Origin of the sequence: Shewanella sp. (assembly GCF_013214165.1) — a bacterium.
Lineage (GTDB): Bacteria > Pseudomonadota > Gammaproteobacteria > Enterobacterales > Shewanellaceae > Shewanella.
In genome coordinates, this window is sequence record NZ_JABSSM010000026.1 from 48,275 (window position 1) to 67,014 (window position 18,740).

At 45.3% G+C, this 18,740-nt stretch carries 15 protein-coding genes; 8 read left to right on the forward strand and 7 right to left on the reverse strand.

Annotation, left to right across the window (positions count from 1 at the left end):
* Positions 1-101 precede the first annotated feature (101 nt).
* The 3 genes from HRU42_RS09670 to HRU42_RS09680 all read left to right on the forward strand — a co-directional run bounded on the left by HRU42_RS09670 (position 102) and on the right by HRU42_RS09680 (position 2,808).
* A complete protein-coding gene (locus tag HRU42_RS09670) occupies positions 102-1,271 on the forward strand; it encodes a porin (RefSeq protein WP_295030634.1) in 1,170 nt (389 codons plus the stop codon).
* 116 nt (positions 1,272-1,387) lie between these two features.
* The gene (locus HRU42_RS09675) at positions 1,388-1,918 is read left to right on the forward strand and encodes an FMN-binding protein (protein WP_295030636.1); all 531 of its coding nucleotides are present in this window, start codon (positions 1,388-1,390) and stop codon (positions 1,916-1,918) included.
* 59 nt (positions 1,919-1,977) lie between these two features.
* A complete protein-coding gene (locus HRU42_RS09680) occupies positions 1,978-2,808 on the forward strand; it encodes a PepSY-associated TM helix domain-containing protein (protein WP_295030638.1) in 831 nt (276 codons plus the stop codon).
* A gap of 105 nt (positions 2,809-2,913) precedes the next feature.
* On the opposite strand, the gene HRU42_RS09685 is transcribed toward HRU42_RS09680, so the two are convergent.
* The 4 genes from HRU42_RS09685 to hrpB form a co-directional block, all read right to left on the reverse strand.
* Positions 2,914-4,143 (reverse strand): porin, encoded by a 1,230-nt coding sequence (locus HRU42_RS09685; RefSeq protein ID WP_295030640.1) that lies wholly within the window; start codon positions 4,141-4,143, stop codon positions 2,914-2,916.
* Positions 4,144-4,359: 216 nt separating this feature from the next.
* Complete coding sequence (locus HRU42_RS09690; protein ID WP_295030662.1) at positions 4,360-5,172, reverse strand: delta-class carbonic anhydrase; 813 nt, start codon at positions 5,170-5,172, stop codon at positions 4,360-4,362.
* Positions 5,173-5,624: 452 nt separating this feature from the next.
* Positions 5,625-7,967 carry a penicillin-binding protein 1B gene (mrcB, locus tag HRU42_RS09695; protein ID WP_295030642.1) on the reverse strand — a complete coding sequence of 781 codons (2,343 nt, stop codon included), beginning with the start codon at positions 7,965-7,967 and terminating at the stop codon, positions 5,625-5,627.
* A 46-nt stretch (positions 7,968-8,013) separates the two neighbouring features.
* On the reverse strand, positions 8,014-10,602 hold the full coding sequence (gene hrpB, locus HRU42_RS09700) for an ATP-dependent helicase HrpB (RefSeq protein ID WP_295030644.1): 2,589 nt from the start codon (positions 10,600-10,602) through the stop codon (positions 8,014-8,016).
* A gap of 207 nt (positions 10,603-10,809) precedes the next feature.
* Here hrpB and HRU42_RS09705 point away from each other — a divergent pair, with 207 nt between their 5' ends.
* Positions 10,810-11,418: a 2'-5' RNA ligase family protein gene (locus HRU42_RS09705; protein WP_295030646.1), complete on the forward strand. Its 609-nt coding sequence runs from the start codon at positions 10,810-10,812 to the stop codon at positions 11,416-11,418.
* A 204-nt stretch (positions 11,419-11,622) separates the two neighbouring features.
* Here the strand turns inward: HRU42_RS09705 and HRU42_RS09710 are convergent, their stop codons facing one another.
* On the reverse strand, positions 11,623-12,519 hold the full coding sequence (locus HRU42_RS09710; protein WP_295030648.1) for a LysR family transcriptional regulator: 897 nt from the start codon (positions 12,517-12,519) through the stop codon (positions 11,623-11,625).
* Positions 12,520-12,775: 256 nt separating this feature from the next.
* On the opposite strand from HRU42_RS09710, the gene HRU42_RS09715 reads away from it, so the two are divergent.
* From HRU42_RS09715 to HRU42_RS09730, 4 genes are all read left to right on the forward strand, one after another.
* On the forward strand, positions 12,776-13,513 hold the full coding sequence (locus tag HRU42_RS09715) for a histidine phosphatase family protein (protein ID WP_295030650.1): 738 nt from the start codon (positions 12,776-12,778) through the stop codon (positions 13,511-13,513).
* 63 nt (positions 13,514-13,576) lie between these two features.
* Positions 13,577-14,347, forward strand: coding sequence for an SDR family oxidoreductase (locus HRU42_RS09720; RefSeq protein WP_295030652.1), 771 nt, complete (start codon positions 13,577-13,579; stop codon positions 14,345-14,347).
* 139 nt (positions 14,348-14,486) lie between these two features.
* On the forward strand, positions 14,487-15,719 hold the full coding sequence (locus tag HRU42_RS09725) for an acyl-CoA dehydrogenase family protein (RefSeq protein WP_295030655.1): 1,233 nt from the start codon (positions 14,487-14,489) through the stop codon (positions 15,717-15,719).
* A gap of 67 nt (positions 15,720-15,786) precedes the next feature.
* Positions 15,787-16,821, forward strand: a complete 1,035-nt coding sequence (locus HRU42_RS09730) for a phosphotransferase family protein (protein WP_295030657.1) — start codon at positions 15,787-15,789, stop codon at positions 16,819-16,821.
* 168 nt (positions 16,822-16,989) lie between these two features.
* Here HRU42_RS09730 and HRU42_RS09735 read toward each other — a convergent pair whose 3' ends face one another.
* A complete protein-coding gene (locus HRU42_RS09735) occupies positions 16,990-17,322 on the reverse strand; it encodes a hypothetical protein (protein ID WP_295030659.1) in 333 nt (110 codons plus the stop codon).
* A gap of 11 nt (positions 17,323-17,333) precedes the next feature.
* Entirely contained in the window at positions 17,334-18,299 is a 966-nt protein-coding gene (locus HRU42_RS09740; protein WP_295030661.1) for a hypothetical protein, read from the reverse strand.
* Positions 18,300-18,740: the final 441 nt, after the last annotated feature.

Genomic DNA, 18,740 nt, shown 5'->3' on the forward strand with positions numbered 1-18,740 from the left:
CTTAACCAAAACCCAAATGATAATAGTTTGCATTACTCAAATCATTTGAATAGAATCCCCCTAAATTTAATAACCCTCCATTTACAATAGGGAAAAGAATGATGAAGAAAACTATAATTGCTAGCGTTTTGTTTAGCATCTTCGCATCTCAAGCAGCATTTGCATCGGATGAGACTCAAGAGCTAAGAAAAGTGATCGAACAACAGCAGCAAGTGTTACAAGATCTTGAGCGCCGCCTCGATGAGACCGAGAAACGCGTCGAAAAGACTGCCGACGTAGTAGAAGCGACAGCCGAGTCTAAGAGTGCCACTACACTCGGTGGTTATGGTGAGCTTCACTACAACAACATCTCTAATAACCAGACTGGCAAAGATAAGAAAGAAGTCGATTTCCACCGCTTCGTGCTCTTCGTCGGCCATGAATTCACAGAGAGCACCCGCTTCTTCTCCGAGCTTGAAGTTGAACACTCGATCTCGGGTGATGGCAAGAAAGGTGAAGTTGAGCTAGAGCAGGCCTATATCGAGCACGATTTCAACCAGATGCTAACGGGTAAAGCGGGTCTATTCTTGATACCAGTGGGTATCATCAACGAGACTCACGAGCCACCAGCCTTCTACGGTGTCGAGCGTAATCCGGTCGAGAAGAACATCATCCCTGCCACTTGGTGGGAAGCCGGTATAAACTTAAACATTAAGGCAGCTCCAGGCTTAGCCTTCGATGGTGCTATCACTTCTGGTCTATATGTCGATGAGACATATAGCATCCGAGGTGGACGTCAAAAAGTCTCTAAGGCGAAAGCTGAAGATCTCGCTTACACCGCACGGGTAAAATACACCGCTATTGCAGGCCTAGAGCTTGCTGCTACCGCTCAATACCAGTCAGATCTGACTCAGAGCGCTGGCGGTGTCGACACGGCATCTGCGACCCTGTTGACTGCACACGTCATCTATAGCATCCAGGGATTCACGGTTAAGGCCCTTTATGCACAGTGGGATATCGACGGTAAAGAAGCTGAAAATTTAGGTCGTGACCAGCAAAATGGTTGGTACATAGAGCCTGCTTATCGTTTCAACGACAGCTTCGGCGTCTTCGCACGTTACAACGAGTATGATAACGAGGCTGGCAACGGCGATGACACCAATATCACTCAGACTAATGTTGGTGTGAACTACTGGTTGCACGAAAACGTCGTGTTCAAGGCTGACTACGAGAAAGTTGGCGGCGCTAAAGATTCTGACGGTTTCAACCTAGGTATCGGCTACCAGTTCTAATTAGCCTTAAGCTAAGCGCCCATGAGTAATGAGTGCGAAAATGAGTGCCCTTTATCGGGCACTCATCTATATTTTAACTAGTTTTAACGATTTTTTCTCCCGCATCCGAGTCTAATATGAAGTTTACCTCTGTTTACCTGTTAGCTTTCTCATTCATTTTTAGCTTAGCCTTGAGTCAATCTGTGCTCGCTCGCGGCGTTTATCAGCAACCAGATGACTTCATTAGTCACGCCTTCAATGCCCCAACGCCCAAGGCAAGAGTCTTCTGGATAGACGATGAGGCACAGGATGTTATCGAAGAGATATTGTCACATAGATTCAAAAAGATGCGCCTAAGATATTGGCAACAAGAATCTGAAACCGTTTGGATATTAGAAGAGATAGGTAAAGAGTCGCCGATCACCGTCGGTATCCATATTAAAGATCAGGCGATCGCCCAGACTAAGGTACTGGTTTATAGAGAGAGCCGCGGCGATGAAGTCAGGCATGATTTCTTTACTGATCAATTTAAATCGGTCAAACTAAAGGATGATCTAAAATTAGATCGTCACATAGATGGCATCACAGGTGCAACCCTGTCAGTCAGAGCCTTGACTAAACTGTCTCGCATCGCATTATGGTTAGATGCCCATGTCACCAAAAGTTAAGCTAAAGTTTGGCTATGATGCAGGAGGCAGGGCAACCACGAACGATTAAGACTGGAACAATGACTCAAAAGCATCATAGAACTCGAATTAATAGTCAAAGACGACGAAGTCGCACCAAGCAGCTAAGAAATACCTTAGCCAAGCAATTCCGTTGCTGGCATCGCCGTCTCGGTATATTCAGCGCCCTGTTCATCATGCTAATGGCCATTAGCGGCGTGGTTATCAACCATAGCAATCATCTATCCATAGATTCGGCTCCCGTGCAACAAGCCTGGCTACTGGATCATTACGGCATCACTCCACCCAACAAGCTTGCTATCTATCAGACCCAGCCCCTCAGTCTTGCCAGCTCAGATAATTTAGTCTGGGTACAACATCGGCTAGCCGTCGAAGCCGACTCTCCCATTAAAGGTATGCTCACTTTAGGCAAGATGATACTCGCCGTCGACTCGAATAATCTCTACATGGTGTCACAGGATGGCGAGCTGATGGAGAAACAAGATGCTTCCATGGGCTTCCCCAGAGGCATAGAAGCCATAGGTTTCGATGGCCAAGTCTGGCTAAAGACTCAGGCTGGATACTTCATGGCAGATGATGAGCTTATCGAATGGACACCAGCCATGCCGTTTGCCCCCATCTCCTGGTCACAGGTCCTAGATACGCAAACCGCTCAAGCAGAATCGGATACTATCTCCTTACTGGCCCGATCGAGTCACCTCACCTGGGAGAGAGTAATATTAGATATTCATAGCGGACGCTTCTTCGGCTCACTCGGCCCCTGGTTTATGGATCTAGTGGCCTTGTCTTTGATCATCATGGCCATATCGGGGATATATCTATGGCAGCAAGTCCGTCCAAAAAAGAAGGCTCGACTTTCTAGGCACTCGTAGCTGGGACTTTTAGACCATCTCCAGATAAAAAAACGCCGAAAATGTAGCAAACATTTTCGGCGTTTTTATGCTTACAATCGCATCTAAACCAGTGTAATTAATGAGTTAGAGCGTATATCTGATACCTATGGCTACACCGTCATCTTCAGAGATAGACATTCTCGCCTCTTGCTCCTTGTCTGCACTGGTAAAATCACTGTAGTCTTTACGGGCTTCCACATAGAGCACAGTGCTCACATCCCAAACATAGTGCAGGCCTGCAACGACGAATTGACGTTTAAACACGTCGTTTGGATCGGCACTGTTTGGCTGAATAACGTAATCGCTGCCCGCATCTAAGATGTTATAAGAGATAAATGGACGTAGGCCGTTATCAAACGTATATGAGAACAAAGATTCGATACCATAAGAGTCATTAATTAGACGGCCTAGGTTATCGGTATCGTGATTTTCATTCTTGTTAAAATTGGCGGCGGCATAGAAGCCCTCATCATCGAAACTTCCCCAGGTAGCACCGACACCATAAATAAGATCGATCGCGGTGAGCGTTTCACCGGTATGAAAATCCACTTCAAACTCGCCGCGGTTAACACCTGCAGTTAACGTGAGCATATCCGTAGCCAGATAAGTGATCGCACCGCCGTAGGTCTGATCATAATTGACCTCTTGTGACTCTTCTTTATCCTTTTGTGGATCCTTATCAGCGTTCCAACGTGCTTCACAATCAGTGCTTAAGTTGAGTGCGGATTCACAGGTATAGAAGGTATCGTGTTTTAGCTGAACTTGAAGTGCGAAGCTAACATCACCGAAACTATTACGGTATTGAACTACCTTATCACCACGACCAGTGCCATTTACCGCACCATCAGCCTTATTGTAGGTATAAACACCCGCGGCGTTACCATCCCACAAGAAGCTATAGTTAGTGTTATAAACGACGTCGTACCAAGCGCCCCACTGCTTACCTATACTTAATGTACCGTAGGTATCATGGCCAATACCGACGTAACCTAGACGATTATGTAAGAAGTCTCCGCTCTGAGACTCGAAGTTACTCTCACTGCTATAAACGATTTCACTGGTACCAAATGGGTTAACGCCCCACTCCAACTTAGTGAACGCTTTCCAACCATCGCTCATTACACGAGTGAAACCGAAGTTAATTCGCGATGCGCCGTTAACCACTTCGGTGGCACCTTGGGTATTGATCACACGTGCGTCAATGAATCCACCAATCTCCACTGCGTTCTTGTCATCTTTAAAAATTTCGATTGCCGCTACTGACGGGGCAAATATAGCGGCTACTAGCGCCGATGCGAGTACATTGTATTTCATCTAGTATTTAATCTTCCTTGGTTTATTCCTCTGCAAGTCGAGAGAATAACAAAAGATTACCAAGGCCTCAAACATCATTAACAGTTGAAGCGCATTTTTAACGTTAACTTTGATTGTACTCAATATAAACTCAGATAGTATCAATACAAGCAAGCCTGAATGAAGCAGAGTTACATTCTTATTGCGAGCATGTATTAATGGGCTATAACTCCAGCTTCACTCTTCAGTGTTATCTGATAATAAATCTGGATTAACGACTAAATTTCTGACGCCGTGAGCATGATCTTCATTGAAGACATTGCCTTTTAACCAGCTAGCCACAGTATTAATATCTAGCTTCATGACCAGAGGACGCACACTCCAGCTTACCTGTAGAGGCGATGCTTTCTCGTTATATCCAGGCCCAGTCGTTGAACCTGCATATTGCACCGGCTTGCCAGTATTAGCAGGAATATTGAGTGCCTGATGCAGTCCGTTGATCACCCCTAATTGAGTCAGTTCGGTAAAATCTCGACCTTCTGCGTCGTGCACCAGCACATACACCTGTGTCTCTACCCGTAATTGAGGATTACTATTTTCCTCACTGAGGCAGGCACCGAGAGTTGGGCCAGGACTCACTTGAGCACTCGAGTGGACATAGTGCACCTCTATCGTATCCCCAGGATGTAGGCTGCCGTGCTTGCTATCACCGAGTGTATGCGGGAGCGGAGTTAACTCGGCTGCAGATAATTGGCCCGAATACTGATATCCACTGCCATTACCATGACCATCTCCATGGCCGGCATACTGGGTAAACTCACCACCTCTGTGCTCTGCATTCTTATGAAAATGTATGTTACACAGGTTCATTTTCGAGTATGGAGGAGCCTCAGCAAAAATACGTGGGTTATTGCCCTTGATGGTGTCAATATCCCGTGGTGATTGAGGACCGTAACCTTTACCCTGAGTATTGAGAGCCAATGTGGCTCTTTGCTCTTGTATCACTCGAACAGAAACGCTTAACTCCGCATCCATCGGGGCTGCATGCATATAAAGCGGCAACAGCACGCCAGAGACGCATAATACTCGTAGCAGATTAATCATGATTGTGCCTTGTTATTCATAAGTAGACTCGCGTTATTAGATGAAAGAATACTAGAAGTCTAGATCCCCCCTCATTTGGACGGTAAATAATTTTTCGTGATAACTTTATATATACTTACCGCAGCTCCAAAAGACAACATGGCTAAATATGTATATACAAGAGCTGAATCATTATACTCAAAAATTAAGTTTAAAAAGTATATTGTTATAATTCCAGATCCCGCCTACCAAAGGTTGCGATGACAGAAATACATTTACTATTTTTTTATATCTTTTGACATTATTGAGCACTGAAGAACATTTTTAAACATCCTTCTTAGGTTTTAATACCTTTAGCTGCTTGTTTAGCGAATAAAGATAAGAATATAGCTAAATACTCTTATCTTACTCTGACCACTTTAACCACCAGTGAACTTCTGCCACCAAGACAAGGGGTCGCCGCAGTTTTTAGCCGGATGATAGCTGCCACTCAAGGCTGGCAGTGCTATGGTGTTGTCACAACCTGCCTCCATCGCTTTACCGGTTAAACGGTCGAAGTGTCCATTAACTACGCCATTGATGGGCGTGCGCCTTAAACTGATAGGAGGACGATTATTGAGGAAGTCTTGGTAGACGGCCATGGCGCCGCTGCTGCCGTAGAGTCCAGTCTTACCGTTATCGTCGCGGCCAACCCAGATCGCGGCGACGTTACGTTCATCGAAGCCAGCAAACCAAGAGTCGCGAGAATCGTTACTGGTACCAGTCTTACCCGCAAGGCTAGTGCTTGGGAATGCCTTACCTAAACGAGCCGCCGTGCCAGATTGCACCACTTGCATCATGGCATATTGCACCAGGAAGTCTGTTGCAGGGTCTATCGCCTGGCGCTGAGAAATACGTAATACTGGCAGTGGATTATTGTCCTTGTCTAACACGGCCGTGATAGACGATAGTCGACGATAACGTCCATTATCGGCAATGGTTTGATAGACCTGAGCCACCATCAAGGGTGAGCCATTCACCGCTCCCAGCAGCATAGAAGGATACTCAGAAATTTTCTCCCTCCAGCCCGCCTTGTCTAAGGTCGTAGCCACACTGCTGACTCCGATAGCCATGCCCAAGTTCACCGTGGGCACATTCATCGACTTCTTGAAGCCCGTGAGCAGGGGCACCTCACCGCTAAACGTCCTGGTCACATTCTGTGGAGACCAGGTCTTACCATGACCATTTTTCAAGGTGATGGGCTGGTCTTTCAGTGGCGTCGCCAGATTATACTTATCCGCTTGATTGAGCGCGGTGGCATAGACAAAAGGTTTTATCAGGGAGCCTATGGGACGACGTATTTCAACCGCGCGGTTGTAGCCCTTGTAGCCCGGAGACTTATCTCCCACCATGGCAGCAATACCGGCCGTAGCCTTATCGGTCAACACCATGCCAACCTGAAGCTGCTTATCATTCTTGCCCAATCGAGCCATCACCTTCTTGACCGACTTCTCGGCCGCTTCCTGGGCCATAGGGTCGAGTGTGGTGTAAACCTTGATGCCCGACTGCTTGAGTAAGGTATCGCCGAAGCGTCTCGCCAGTTCATGTTTCACCACGGCAAAGAAGGCGGGTAACTTTTGATGCACGGGTCTATCTGACTTTCTCAACCCCAGAGGAGACTCGACGGCGGCCTTGTACTGGGCAACAGAGATCTTCTGCCCTTCCATCAAGAGCCTAAGCACTAGGTCTCGTCGCTCCAGTGCACGCTCGGGAGAACGCCAGGGATTGTAATAAGAAGGCCCTTTAATCACGGCGACTAAGAAAGCTTGTTGAGACAGAGTCAATTCGGCGATAGGACGACCAAAATAAAACTGAGACGCCAGCCCCATTCCGTGCACGCCGCGGGCCTTATCTTGACCCATGTACACTTCATTGAGATACGCTTCTAAGATCTCATCTTTGCCATAACGGAAATCTATGATCAAGGCCATCAAGGCTTCACGGGCTTTGCGCACCAGTGAACGCTCACTCGACAAGAAGAAATTTTTAGCCAGCTGCTGAGTCAGTGTCGAGCCCCCCTGCACCGTTCTTCCCGCGCTGATGTTGACCATCAAGGCGCGGAGAATGGCTAAAGGGTTCACACCATAGTGTTGGTAGAAGCTTCTGTCTTCGACCAAAATAAGGGCTTCTATAATCGATGACGGCATCTTATCGGCTTTGACAAACACCCTATCTTCGCCATCGCCGGTGATGATTCGATCCAGTAATACCGGCTCGAGATGGAAGACAGCCAGTTGACGATGATCTTGGGAGCGGGAAACTGAGCTCACACCTTGAGAATCGAAGCTGATCATCACCCTCAGCTCAGCCTGATCCCCTTGAGGATGCAGAAAAGGCCTACGCCAGAGATCGACTCTGGTTTTAGATGCGGAAAACTCACCAACCTGCCTGGGGTTGGCGACCTTACGATAGCCGAGTAGTTTAAGTTCTGAAATTAATTGGCCATGACTGACTGCAGCGCCGGGATAAAGGGCCATGGAACGACTGAATACCTGAGCAGGAAGGTGCCATTTTTGCCCTTCAAATTTTCGCGCTATAACCTGATCCAGATAGATGCTGTAAATAGACACAGTGGCGATGACAATAACGCCAAGCTTCCAGATAATAGACCAGACTTTACGGCCCCAGCCAGAGGATACTTTTTTAGCCGAAGACTTTTTACGCGGCTTAGCTTTAGATGGTGCTTTCTTAGCACCTTGTTTAGATACGGCTTTGTTTGTCATCTTTATTCCGAAAAAAGGTTTCAGCTCCTAGGGTTAAGCTCAGGAGCTAGCGATCATTTTTACTTAATGTCTTTTTCTTGGTAAAACGGGTCGGCAAGGTATTGGCAGGATCGTCTGGCCACAAATGCTTGGGATACCTGCCTTTCATTTCTTTCTTAACCTCGATATATGGCCCCTGCCAGAAGCTGGCAAGATCGGCCGTTAAAGCTAAAGGTCTACGCGCTGGAGAGAGTAGCTCCATGGTCACCGTTAGCTTGCCATTCGCTAAGATAGGACTCTGAGCCATGCCTAATGCTTCTTGCAATCTGACACTGAGCCGAGCCCTGCCTACATCATCATAGGTGATGGTCGCACGGGTCCCGGTCGCCATGGGCCAATGACAGGGAAAAAGTGTGTCGAGGCGCTGCTGTTTATCCCACTCAAACAGATTAAGCAGCTGAGTATAGCAGTCAAGCGCGCGCAGTTGTGACAAGCTTCTTACATCATTAATGTAAGGCCCCAGCCACTCTTCCAAGGTGTCTAATAGGTGTTGCTCGCCGATATCCGGCCAGCCGGTAGCAGTATCTAGCTCGGCGGCTAGCTTAACTCGACTTTGAAGCTGTAATGCCTTAGGGTTAAAATTAAGTAATTCCAGCCCCTTACTGCGTATTTGTTCAAATATGGCTGTTTTTATCTGCTCGGGTGCAGGCTTATTCGATGCTGCCTTACTCAAGACTATTTGACCGATCTTCCGTCGACTCTCGGCAAAGAATCGCCCTTTCGCCTCATCCCAGCCACAATAATCTTGGCGCTTGACCAAAAAAGATAATCGCTGCTTAAACAAATCTTCATCTATCTCGGCCGCCAAATAGACTCGACCACTGGTGCGCCCCTCACTCTCCTGAAAATCCGCCACCACCAGCCAATCGGCCTGGGCTAAGGGATCATGTTCCGGTAGTGTGACTCCGGTACCATTCGCCAACAGATAGCCGGACACACCGCGGCTCTTGGCTATTCTGTCCGGGAAGGCCAGCGCGAGTAGCAGGGCGATATCCCCCGAGCCCACAGATGAGACGAGCCGCGACAGGTCGACATTAACCTTGAGTTTCTTCATCCAGCTACGCACCTGCTTTCCGGCTTCGCCCTGGATTGCCTCCCTGAGGTAGTGACTGATATCGACGCCATGTCGACCCAGGGATCGGGACTCTAAAATCCCGGCGAGCAGGCAAGCCAAACCCACCAGATGCTCATCTCCCTCAGTTTGTGACAGCGATTTTGCCCTGAGTAACATATGCGCTAATCTTGGATGACAGCCCAGCTGATAAGCTTGACTACCATGGCGGGTCAGCGTCCTCTGTGCATCGACCAACTCTAACAGCGCCAGCAACTGCCAGGCCACTGTCTCATTGGCCTTCGAAGGCTGAGTCAGCAGAGGCAAGTCATTAAGCGCCTTCACGCCCCAACAGGCGGCGTCGAGTGACATAGGAATAAGATCGCTGTGTGAAATTTCTGGCTCATCCGCCTTTATCAGTCGCCCTTGCTCCTCTTGACTCCAGAGCCGCAGACAATAACCGGCACAGAGACGCCCCGCACGTCCAGCACGCTGGGCCGCAGATGCCTGACTGATGCGTTTGAGTGTCAGACGCGTCACCCCGGTTTTAGGGTTAAAGCTGGCATGGCGTTTATAACCGGAATCGACCACCATGGTAATGCCATCTATGGTCAGACTCGACTCGGCGACATTGGTAGACAGCACGACTTTACGCTTACCGTCTGTGGCAGGCGCTATCGCCCTGTCTTGGGCCTTAGCCGGCAGACTGCCATAGAGGGGACACAGAGAAAATAGATTGAGATCCAAGCGCCGAGATAAATAATCATGTAGGCGCATGATCTCCCCCTGACCGGGAAGAAAGGCCAGCAGAGAACCAGAAGAATCGATATTTCTCGCCACACTGGCATCTAAGCTAGCAAGATGCTTATCATCGCCATTGAGTAAGTCGACGATGCATTTCCCCATATGTTCTAACCAGATTTGGGTGTGATTCTGATAAGGGTTAGCCCCTTGAGTCCGCCCCTTAGATTCTGCCAGGCTTCGATAAGCTAACTCGACGGGAAAGCTGCGGCCCTCACTCCGCAACGAGCAGGCATCCGGCATCAGAGTCGACAGCGGCAAGCCTGCAAGTGTGGCAGACATGGCCAAGATCTTAAGATCTTCTCGAAATGATCCCTGGATCTCCAGTGCCAATGCCAAGCCAAGGTCGGTCGTGAGGTGACGCTCATGGATCTCATCGAAAATGATCAACGCGATTCCGCTTAACTCGGGTTCTTGCTGGATCATGCGCGTCAGAATACCTTCGGTGACTATCTCTAACCGAGTCGAAGCACTGCAACGAGACTCGCCCCTCACTCTATAACCGACCTCATCACCTATCTGAGTGCCTCGCTGGCTGGCAATATAATGCGCCACACTCCTTGTCGCCACGCGTCTGGGTTCAAGCATCAATATTTTGCCCTTCAGCTCACTCCAATCTAGCATGGCTAGCGGCAAAGCCGTCGACTTGCCGGCACCTGTGGGCGCTTCCAGAATAACTTGATTGGTGGCACGAAAAGCCTCTCTTAAGGGCGAGAGCAGCTGGTGTATGGGTAACTGGTCCAAGGGAGTGAGGTCTCTATGGCTAAAGGCGACCCAGTGTACATGATTGCAGCCCTGATGGCATCGGCCTCTAGGATGGGATAAAATCGTTCATAAGATGGGCAAAAAAATAAAAATACATGTATAAATAAAAACTTAGCCTATACAGGTATTTTCACGCCATAATATAAACAAGAGCTATTTCCCTTAGCCATAGTTAAAGGAAGTAATATGCAGCGACTATTCTTAGGCGTCTCGCCAACAAAGCAGCAAGTTAATCAGCTCAGCGATATTCAATCACGGCTGGGGGCGGCAGGCCACAAAGGCTATGGTCGCCCGGTCAATTGCAACAATTTTCATATGACCCTCGCCTTTCTCGGTCAAACCGATAACGCCTCTCTTGCTCGGTTAATTGAGGCTATCGATGTCATAGCTGGCACTCATGGCTGGACAAAATTCAGCATCAGCTTAGACACGTTAACCTTATGGCGTAAGCCTCAGGTGCTGTGCTTATCCGCGCCCTCCTTGACTCAAGAGTCACTCAACCCGAAGTTGTTCTCCGCCGTGGAGCGTTGTCAGACAATTATTGATTCGATACAGTCAAAACCGCAACTAACCAGTTCGGCAGAGAATGGCCCCGAGCGGCTTACTAAACCCCATCTACACTTCACTCCCCACATCACCTTGCTCAGGAAAGCCAAGCTGTTGCCCAAGCAGACTCTACTGCAGATGGGTTTAGCTTGGGTCACACTAAACCCAAGTCAGATGCATTTATATCAATCAGTCAGTGGCGAACGTGGCGTCGAATACCATATATTGCATTCTTGGCCACTCGTCTAAAAGACGAGTCTGGGCAGATTAAAATTTAGAATGACATCCTGGTTAGTTGTATTTATTAAACAGTTAGTTAAATACGTTATACGAAAAAATGTGCTAAGCAAAAAAGGGGCGTAGTCAATTATATCGGATTGAAAATACAGGCAATAATTGTGGGGGGCTTTGTTGTTATTGACCATGTTGACGTGGTCAACCTTCGCTAGAAAGTTAACTGCCGGATGCCGCCATTAACACTTTATTTCTTAACCATCTGTTAGCGGGTTCTTTATCAACATTTCTGTGCCAGTATAGATGAACACCAATACCTGGCAGCTTAACAGGCAAAGGGTAAATAGAAATATCCAATACCTGACTAAACATCTTCGCTGCAGTTTCAGGTAAAGTGAGTAACATTTCACTACTTGCTACCACGCAACAGGCTGAATATAGGTGCTGACACCTCAAACCAACTCGACGCTGTAGTCCTAATCGGCCTAGTTCAAAATCTTCAAGGCCGGGCCCTAAGGTTCTGGATGAAACTAATACATGGTTTTGATTAAGGTAATTGGCTAAATCCAGTACATTTTTTATTGCCCGATGCTTATTACTGGCAACTACAACCAATTGATCTTGTTCAATTTGAGTATGCAAAATATTTTTACTCACTGGCAATAAAATATCTATGGCTAAATCAATATCACCGCTTGCCAATTTATTTTCCAAGTCATTGCGCAGCACTCGGGTACTAGAGAGGTTAACATGCGGCGATGCTTTGGCTAAAAGTGTCATTAATAAAGGTAAATAAGAAGGCTCTAACGAACCATGTAGAGATATAGTGCAGTGCTTCTGGCTGGTGAACGGTTCAAATTGTCTCGATTGCACCAAACTAGCCTGTAGTTGGTACAAAGCCTCTCGAATATCTGCAATTAAATTTTTAGCCACGGCAGTCGGCCGCATTTTATTGCCTTGGCGAGTAAATAGGGGATCATCAAAATGAGTGCGAAGTTTGGCTAGTGCATGGCTAACCGCCGGTTGCGATAGGTTTAGGACTTTAGCGGCCTTGGTGATATTACCTTCACTGTAAATCGCATCAAAAACGGTAAACAAGTTTAAATCCATTTTCATAAATACTACCTATTCTCTTAAAATAAAAGATAGAAACTCGCGCCCAATCGTAGACTCTAAAATTATTATTTTTCAGTGTTCCTTACTCTCAGCGAAGCTTGACTATCAGAATTTAGAATAGTTGTGCATTAGAACTATTCATTTGCCTAATTTAGCGAGCAAGCATAGCATGAGTTAATTATTTTTAGTACGTGGCATGAACAAGGCTAATCCGCAATTGACAACAATTGTTTTTGATGCGCTTAAAGGTAAGTAAATGGCAGCAATATATTTAATTCGTCACGGGCAGGCATCCTTCGGTAAGGCGGATTACGACCGATTATCTGACAAAGGTGCCAAGCAAGCACAAATCTTAGGCGAACATTGGCGCCAGTTAACGACACCTGACAAGTATTATTCAGGTGATTTATTACGTCATAGACAAACCGCAGAGCATTTTTTATCAGGTTATGAAAGTAGTGATCTAGCGGTTATTACCCATTCAGGTTTTAACGAATTTAATCACGTTGAGGTATTAACCCGTTACAAACCTGAATGGCAAGACCTTCGTGAAATGAGTACCTTTATTGCCAAACAGCCAGCTCCAAATCGAGCCTTCGAGCAACATTTTACTCGGGCGATGCTGCGTTGGATATCCGGTGATTATGACGATCAATATCAAGAAAGTTGGTTACAGTTCAAACAACGCAGTCTTCATGCATTACAAGAGGTTATTAGCCAGCAGTTACCCACTGTGTCGTTTGCTAATCAGAGAATCAATAAGCAATCATCGCCAGCAAAAAACATTTTAATATTTACGTCTGGCGGACCCATTTCAGTGATCGTTCAACATATTCTGGCACTAGCAGATGAACAGTGCTTATTGATTAACCAGCAACTGAGTAATACTGGCGTGACTAAGTTATTGTTTTCTGAAACACGCTTAAGTATTGATTATTTAAATAATTATAGTCATTTAGAACAGGCTGGTGCGGATTGGCTTACTTATCGATGAATAGCATAGCTTAAAATTACAGGTAATTAGGTAGCAATGACAAAAATTATAGAGGATAAGAGCATGAGCAATAACGAACTATTTAATTTATCAGGAAAAGTAGCGCTAGTTACTGGTGCGAGCCGTGGTATTGGTGAACACATCGCTAAACTACTGGCAAGAAGTGGTGCGCACGTCATCGTCTCGAGTCGGAAAATTGCAGGTTGCCAAGCCGTTGTTGACGCTATTGTTCGCGAAGGCGGCAGCGCACAAGCCATTGCTTGCCATATTGGTGAAATGGAACAGATAGGCGCCATTTTTGATGAAATAGATCAGCAGCACGGTAGGCTCGATATTTTAGTCAATAATGCGGCGACCAATCCATATTTTGGCCATATTTTAGATACCGACTTAAGTGCCTTTCAAAAGACAGTTGATGTGAATGTTCGCGGTTATTTCTTTATGTCTACCGCTGGAGCTAAGTTAATGAAAACTAATGGCGGGGGGGCTATTGTTAATGTTGCTTCAGTCAATGGTGTTATTCCTGGCGACATGCAAGGGATTTATTCAATAACTAAATCAGCCGTTATTTCTATGACCAAAGCCTTTGCCAAAGAGTGTGCACAATTTAATATTCGGGTTAATGCCTTATTACCAGGGGCAACAGATACTAAATTTGCCTCCACGTTAGTGAATACCCCCGAAATATTAAAACAAGCCATGGCCCATGTGCCGATGAAGCGTGTTGCTCAGCCGAATGAAATGGCGGCCGCGGTACTGTATTTAGTCTCTGATGCGGCTAGTTATACTACTGGCACGTGTATCAATGTAGATGGTGGCTATTTAGTTGGTTAAGCAATGATCAGTTTTATTTTACTGTTATTAGTGGTGCTTTAATTAGTTCAGCCAAAAGGTTAGTCACGCTGCTTAATTAGAAGGACTAGAACATAATTAACTACTTATAGTTACTCTCAGAGCCTTTAAAGGGATACATATGAATTTTGAATACAGCGATAAAGTTAATGGTCTTTTGGAACGTATTACAGGTTTTATGGATGAACATGTTTTCCCAGTTGAAGCTGAAATGCATCAACAGTTAGCAGGCGATCCATGGTCAACACCGCCGCTAATGGAAGAGCTAAAAGCCAAAGCGAAAGCACAAGGCTTATGGAACTTATTTTTACCATTAAGTTATGGCCATTATAGTGCAGGACTGACTACCTTGGAATATGCCCCTTTAGCCGAAATAATGGGGAAAGTGATTTGGGCCGCAGAAGTCTTTAACTGTGCAGCACCTGATACGGGGAATATGGAATTACTAGCCAAATATGGTAACGAACAGCAGAAGAAGCGATGGTTAGAGCCTCTGTTAGAAGGGCGCATTCGTTCAGCCTTTGCTATGACTGAACCTGATGTCGCATCAAGCGATGCCACCAATATAGAAACCCGTATCGAACGCGATGGTGACGAGTATGTTATCAACGGCAAGAAATTCTATATCAGTGGCGCCTGCCGAAAGCAATGTGAATTATTGATTGTGATGGGAAAAACTGACCCAAATAATATAAATCGCTATATACAACAATCACAAGTGCTAGTACCCATGAATACGCCGGGGGTAAAAGTTGTTCGAGCGATGACAGTTTTTGGCTATGAGGATGCACCTGAAGGGCATGCTGAAATTATTTTCGATAATGTCAGAGTGCCTGTTGAAAATATTATTTTAGGTGAAGGCAAAGGGTTTGAAATAGCTCAAGGTCGTCTAGGTCCAGGTCGGATTCATCATTGCATGAGGTCAATTGGCGCTGCGCAACGTGCACTGGATTTGATGTGTGCGCGAGTGAATGAAAGAGTTGTCTTCGGTAGACCCTTGATCAAGCAGCAATCGATTCGTGAAGATATAGCTAAGTCAGCATGTCAAATTGAACAAGCTCGATTGATGACATTAAAAGCGGCCCAGAAAATGGATAGCCAAGGTAATAGGGCGGCCAAAGATTTGATCGCAATGATTAAAATTGTGGCGCCGAGCATGGCTCTTGACGTGATTGACCGTGCCATTCAATGTCATGGTGCAGTGGGAGTCAGTCAGGATACGTTCTTGGCCCATATGTATGCTGGGCAACGTTCATTACGCTTAGCTGATGGCCCAGATCAGGTGCATATGATGCAGCTAGGTCGTGACTTAGTGAAGCGTTATGTCGAATCCAACGAACGCCTCCGCAATTAATTAGAACTTTGTTCTTCTCCAATCACTGAGCGAGTTAAAGCGCCATTAAATGTAAGAGAAACAAAAAATGTCACAAGCCAATGCACTCGATATTGAAAAGTTAACCGTTTATTTAGAAGCTAATGTTGCGGGCTTTAAAGGCCCAATGAAGGTACACAAGTTTACGGGCGGCCAGTCAAATCCCACCTTTAAAGTAAATGCCGAATCTGGCGTTTACGTATTACGTCGACAACCACCGGGAAAATTGTTGAAATCAGCCCATGCTGTCGACCGTGAGTACCGAGTTATCGATGCACTTAAAGACAGCTGTGTGCCGGTGGCAAAGGTTTTTCATTTTTGTGAAAACTTAGACATAATTGGTTCCATGTTTTATGTGATGGAGTTTTGTGATGGTCAGGTTTATTGGGATGCTTCCTTAAAAAAAATTGATAGCAATGAAAGACGAGCTGCTATGTATGATGCGATGAACAAGACATTGGTAGCTTTGCATAGCCTTGATATTAAGGCCTGTGGTTTAAGCGATTATGGTAGGACAGGTAATTATTTTGAGCGCCAGTTATCGCGTTGGACCGCCCAATATAGAGCGTCGGAACTACAACAGAATATCGCCATGGATGAGTTGAGCCGCTGGCTGGAAGAAAATCAACCAGAAGATGATGGACGTGTATCTTTAGTTCACGGTGATTTTCGTTTAGACAACATGATGTTTCATTCCCAAAAGCCAGAAATTATTGCCGTGCTCGACTGGGAACTTTCGACTTTAGGCCATCCATTCGCAGACTTGGCCTATCAGTGTATGCAACTTCGTCTGCCGCAAGGGATGGGTAGTATTGATGGTTTGCAAGGAATTGACCGCGCTAATTTGGGGATCCCAACTGAAGAAGAATATGTCGCTAAATATTGTCAGCGGATGGGGTTAGATAAAATAGATAACTGGACCTTTTGTTTAGCCTTTAGCTTTTTCAGATTAGCGGCAATTGTCCAAGGTGTGGCTAAACGAGCGGTGCAAGGTAATGCCTCAAACAAGGAAGCAGGTAAAGTTGGCGCATTTGTTGAACCGTTAGCGCAGATGGCTTTAGACATCATAAAAAAGAAAATGTAGATAAACCAAAGGATAAACCAAGCCACCCACGGTTAATTGCGAACTTAGCATCCTCTTACTAAGCTTTAAGTATTGCTGAAGTAGGAGGATAGAAAATATACAATTAACTCTGGGTGGTTCTATTTAAGTCTATTAACTGTGGGCGTCTCGATTTACGTCTAGATTATTTTAAAAGGCACCTAAAGCCCCCCAAAACACAAGTCCCATAACTAAGACAATAGATGCCATAACCCCTCCCGTAATTCCTGTTGTTTTAACTAAACTGAAACTAGTCACTTCCATTTTCTGTATATCTATAGCTTTTATGGTTATTCCATCACCGTATATAGTTAACTCGGTAGCACTTTCAACGGTAAATTCAAAAACGTCCCCAGAATAGGTTTTGACAATAACATCCTCACCTATATATTTAGAAAGAGAGACCTCACCCAATGGGACTTCACTCATAGATGAGCATCCCATAAAGAATAAGAAAATAAACAACACTGTAGCTTTTTTCATAAACGGCTCCTCTACGGCTCGTAACATCCACTGCCCGCGCCACCCGGGCCTGCGCATGGATTAATCCAACTCCCTGTGGAATATATGGGAGTATTACCATATTCAACTTTGTAATTTCCAGAGATATCAAGTTCGACTTGATTCATATAATAAGTTCGATAAGACCACCCAGTGTAATATCGATGGTTCTTCTCAGATATGCCTATCGATACATACTTCTCAGCACTCACACCGCTAATCATTTCTTTTATTTTTACACCCAAATCAACACCAGCAACCATCCACTTGCCAGTAGGAATAACACTCTCTAGCCCAGCTATATAATATTCATCATTAACAAGGCCATTCACACCATCGTCAACAACATCTTGAATAAAGGTAGGAAAGAAAATTCCTTCTAATACTTCAATCCCTTCTGCTACCAAGCTATTGATAATACCATTACCATCAACATCAATATCAACGCGGGTGTTACCAATATCTCTAAGATTGTAAACCCTGCCGGTAATGACGTCGTAATCAGCTGCAAACCTAAGCTCAGATGTTCTAACCTTCCCGTATAAGGTAAACAGAGACAACTCAAATTTAACTTCTGAACGAAGCGAAAAACCACCGACCTCCGCAGTGATAACCCCGTTTGATTGGGTTATCAGCTTTGTTTGTAATGGGCCATCTAAAGTCACATACTTCAACTCTCGAAAACTCATCCATGATATTCCGTTAATACCTTTCCTTGCTGCCGACTCAATAGAATCAAACAACTCTTTATTTATTGACTTTAATATTCCCTTTGTTTCATCGTGGATAGGTTTTCCAACGGAAGTATTATTGATCACAACAATACTATTCCATGCCCCTGATTTTTTTTTGCTTATTTCAACCAAATGATTAGTCCCAGACACATAGGTTGGATAATATGCAGTGGCTATGCTGGAGAAGATTAGAAGAGAGACTACAATGAAAACTTTAAATAACATTACACATCCTTTTGTTATGACATTCCTACAAGAATAAATACACAGATCGAATAAGAAACCAATAATAACTGACTCCCCAACTAGAACTTCAATAAGGCTATTTACTTAGCGATAAATATGATACATCTTAAATAAAAGCCAGTAAACGCAAACCCCCAGCACGATACAAATTGAAACACCTTTAAAAAAAAGGGGGCGGGGGCTTTTCAATTTGATAATGTTGTTGTGATTTTATACTCTCTTTTGCTGAGAGCCTATCATGAGCCTTCTTGTCCTTACGGGGTCTAAGGTCCAACTGATCAAAGGGGTCGTAGCCTGACCTATCCCCACAAATACATATTAATAATCATAGGGATAACAAAATAAAATTGAACTTTCATGACATTTAGTGATCTGATCAATCGCCAAACATCACAAACCGAGAAATGCCATGAAAGTATC

What these genes read in the sequence shown, in the direction of transcription:
- HRU42_RS09670 (WP_295030634.1), top strand. Translation starts at nt 102, where the DNA reads ATGAAGAAAACTATAATTGCTAGCGTTTTGTTTAGCATCTTCGCATCT.
- HRU42_RS09675 (WP_295030636.1), top strand. Translation starts at nt 1,388, where the DNA reads ATGAAGTTTACCTCTGTTTACCTGTTAGCTTTCTCATTCATTTTTAGC.
- HRU42_RS09680 (WP_295030638.1), top strand. Translation starts at nt 1,978, where the DNA reads ATGACTCAAAAGCATCATAGAACTCGAATTAATAGTCAAAGACGACGA.
- HRU42_RS09685 (WP_295030640.1), bottom strand. Translation starts at nt 4,143, where the DNA reads ATGAAATACAATGTACTCGCATCGGCGCTAGTAGCCGCTATATTTGCC.
- HRU42_RS09690 (WP_295030662.1), bottom strand. Translation starts at nt 5,172, where the DNA reads ATGCATGCAGCCCCGATGGATGCGGAGTTAAGCGTTTCTGTTCGAGTG.
- mrcB (WP_295030642.1), bottom strand. Translation starts at nt 7,967, where the DNA reads ATGACAAACAAAGCCGTATCTAAACAAGGTGCTAAGAAAGCACCATCT.
- HRU42_RS09705 (WP_295030646.1), top strand. Translation starts at nt 10,810, where the DNA reads ATGCAGCGACTATTCTTAGGCGTCTCGCCAACAAAGCAGCAAGTTAAT.
- HRU42_RS09710 (WP_295030648.1), bottom strand. Translation starts at nt 12,519, where the DNA reads ATGAAAATGGATTTAAACTTGTTTACCGTTTTTGATGCGATTTACAGT.
- HRU42_RS09715 (WP_295030650.1), top strand. Translation starts at nt 12,776, where the DNA reads ATGGCAGCAATATATTTAATTCGTCACGGGCAGGCATCCTTCGGTAAG.
- HRU42_RS09720 (WP_295030652.1), top strand. Translation starts at nt 13,577, where the DNA reads ATGAGCAATAACGAACTATTTAATTTATCAGGAAAAGTAGCGCTAGTT.
- HRU42_RS09725 (WP_295030655.1), top strand. Translation starts at nt 14,487, where the DNA reads ATGAATTTTGAATACAGCGATAAAGTTAATGGTCTTTTGGAACGTATT.
- HRU42_RS09730 (WP_295030657.1), top strand. Translation starts at nt 15,787, where the DNA reads ATGTCACAAGCCAATGCACTCGATATTGAAAAGTTAACCGTTTATTTA.
- HRU42_RS09735 (WP_295030659.1), bottom strand. Translation starts at nt 17,322, where the DNA reads ATGAAAAAAGCTACAGTGTTGTTTATTTTCTTATTCTTTATGGGATGC.
- HRU42_RS09740 (WP_295030661.1), bottom strand. Translation starts at nt 18,299, where the DNA reads ATGTTATTTAAAGTTTTCATTGTAGTCTCTCTTCTAATCTTCTCCAGC.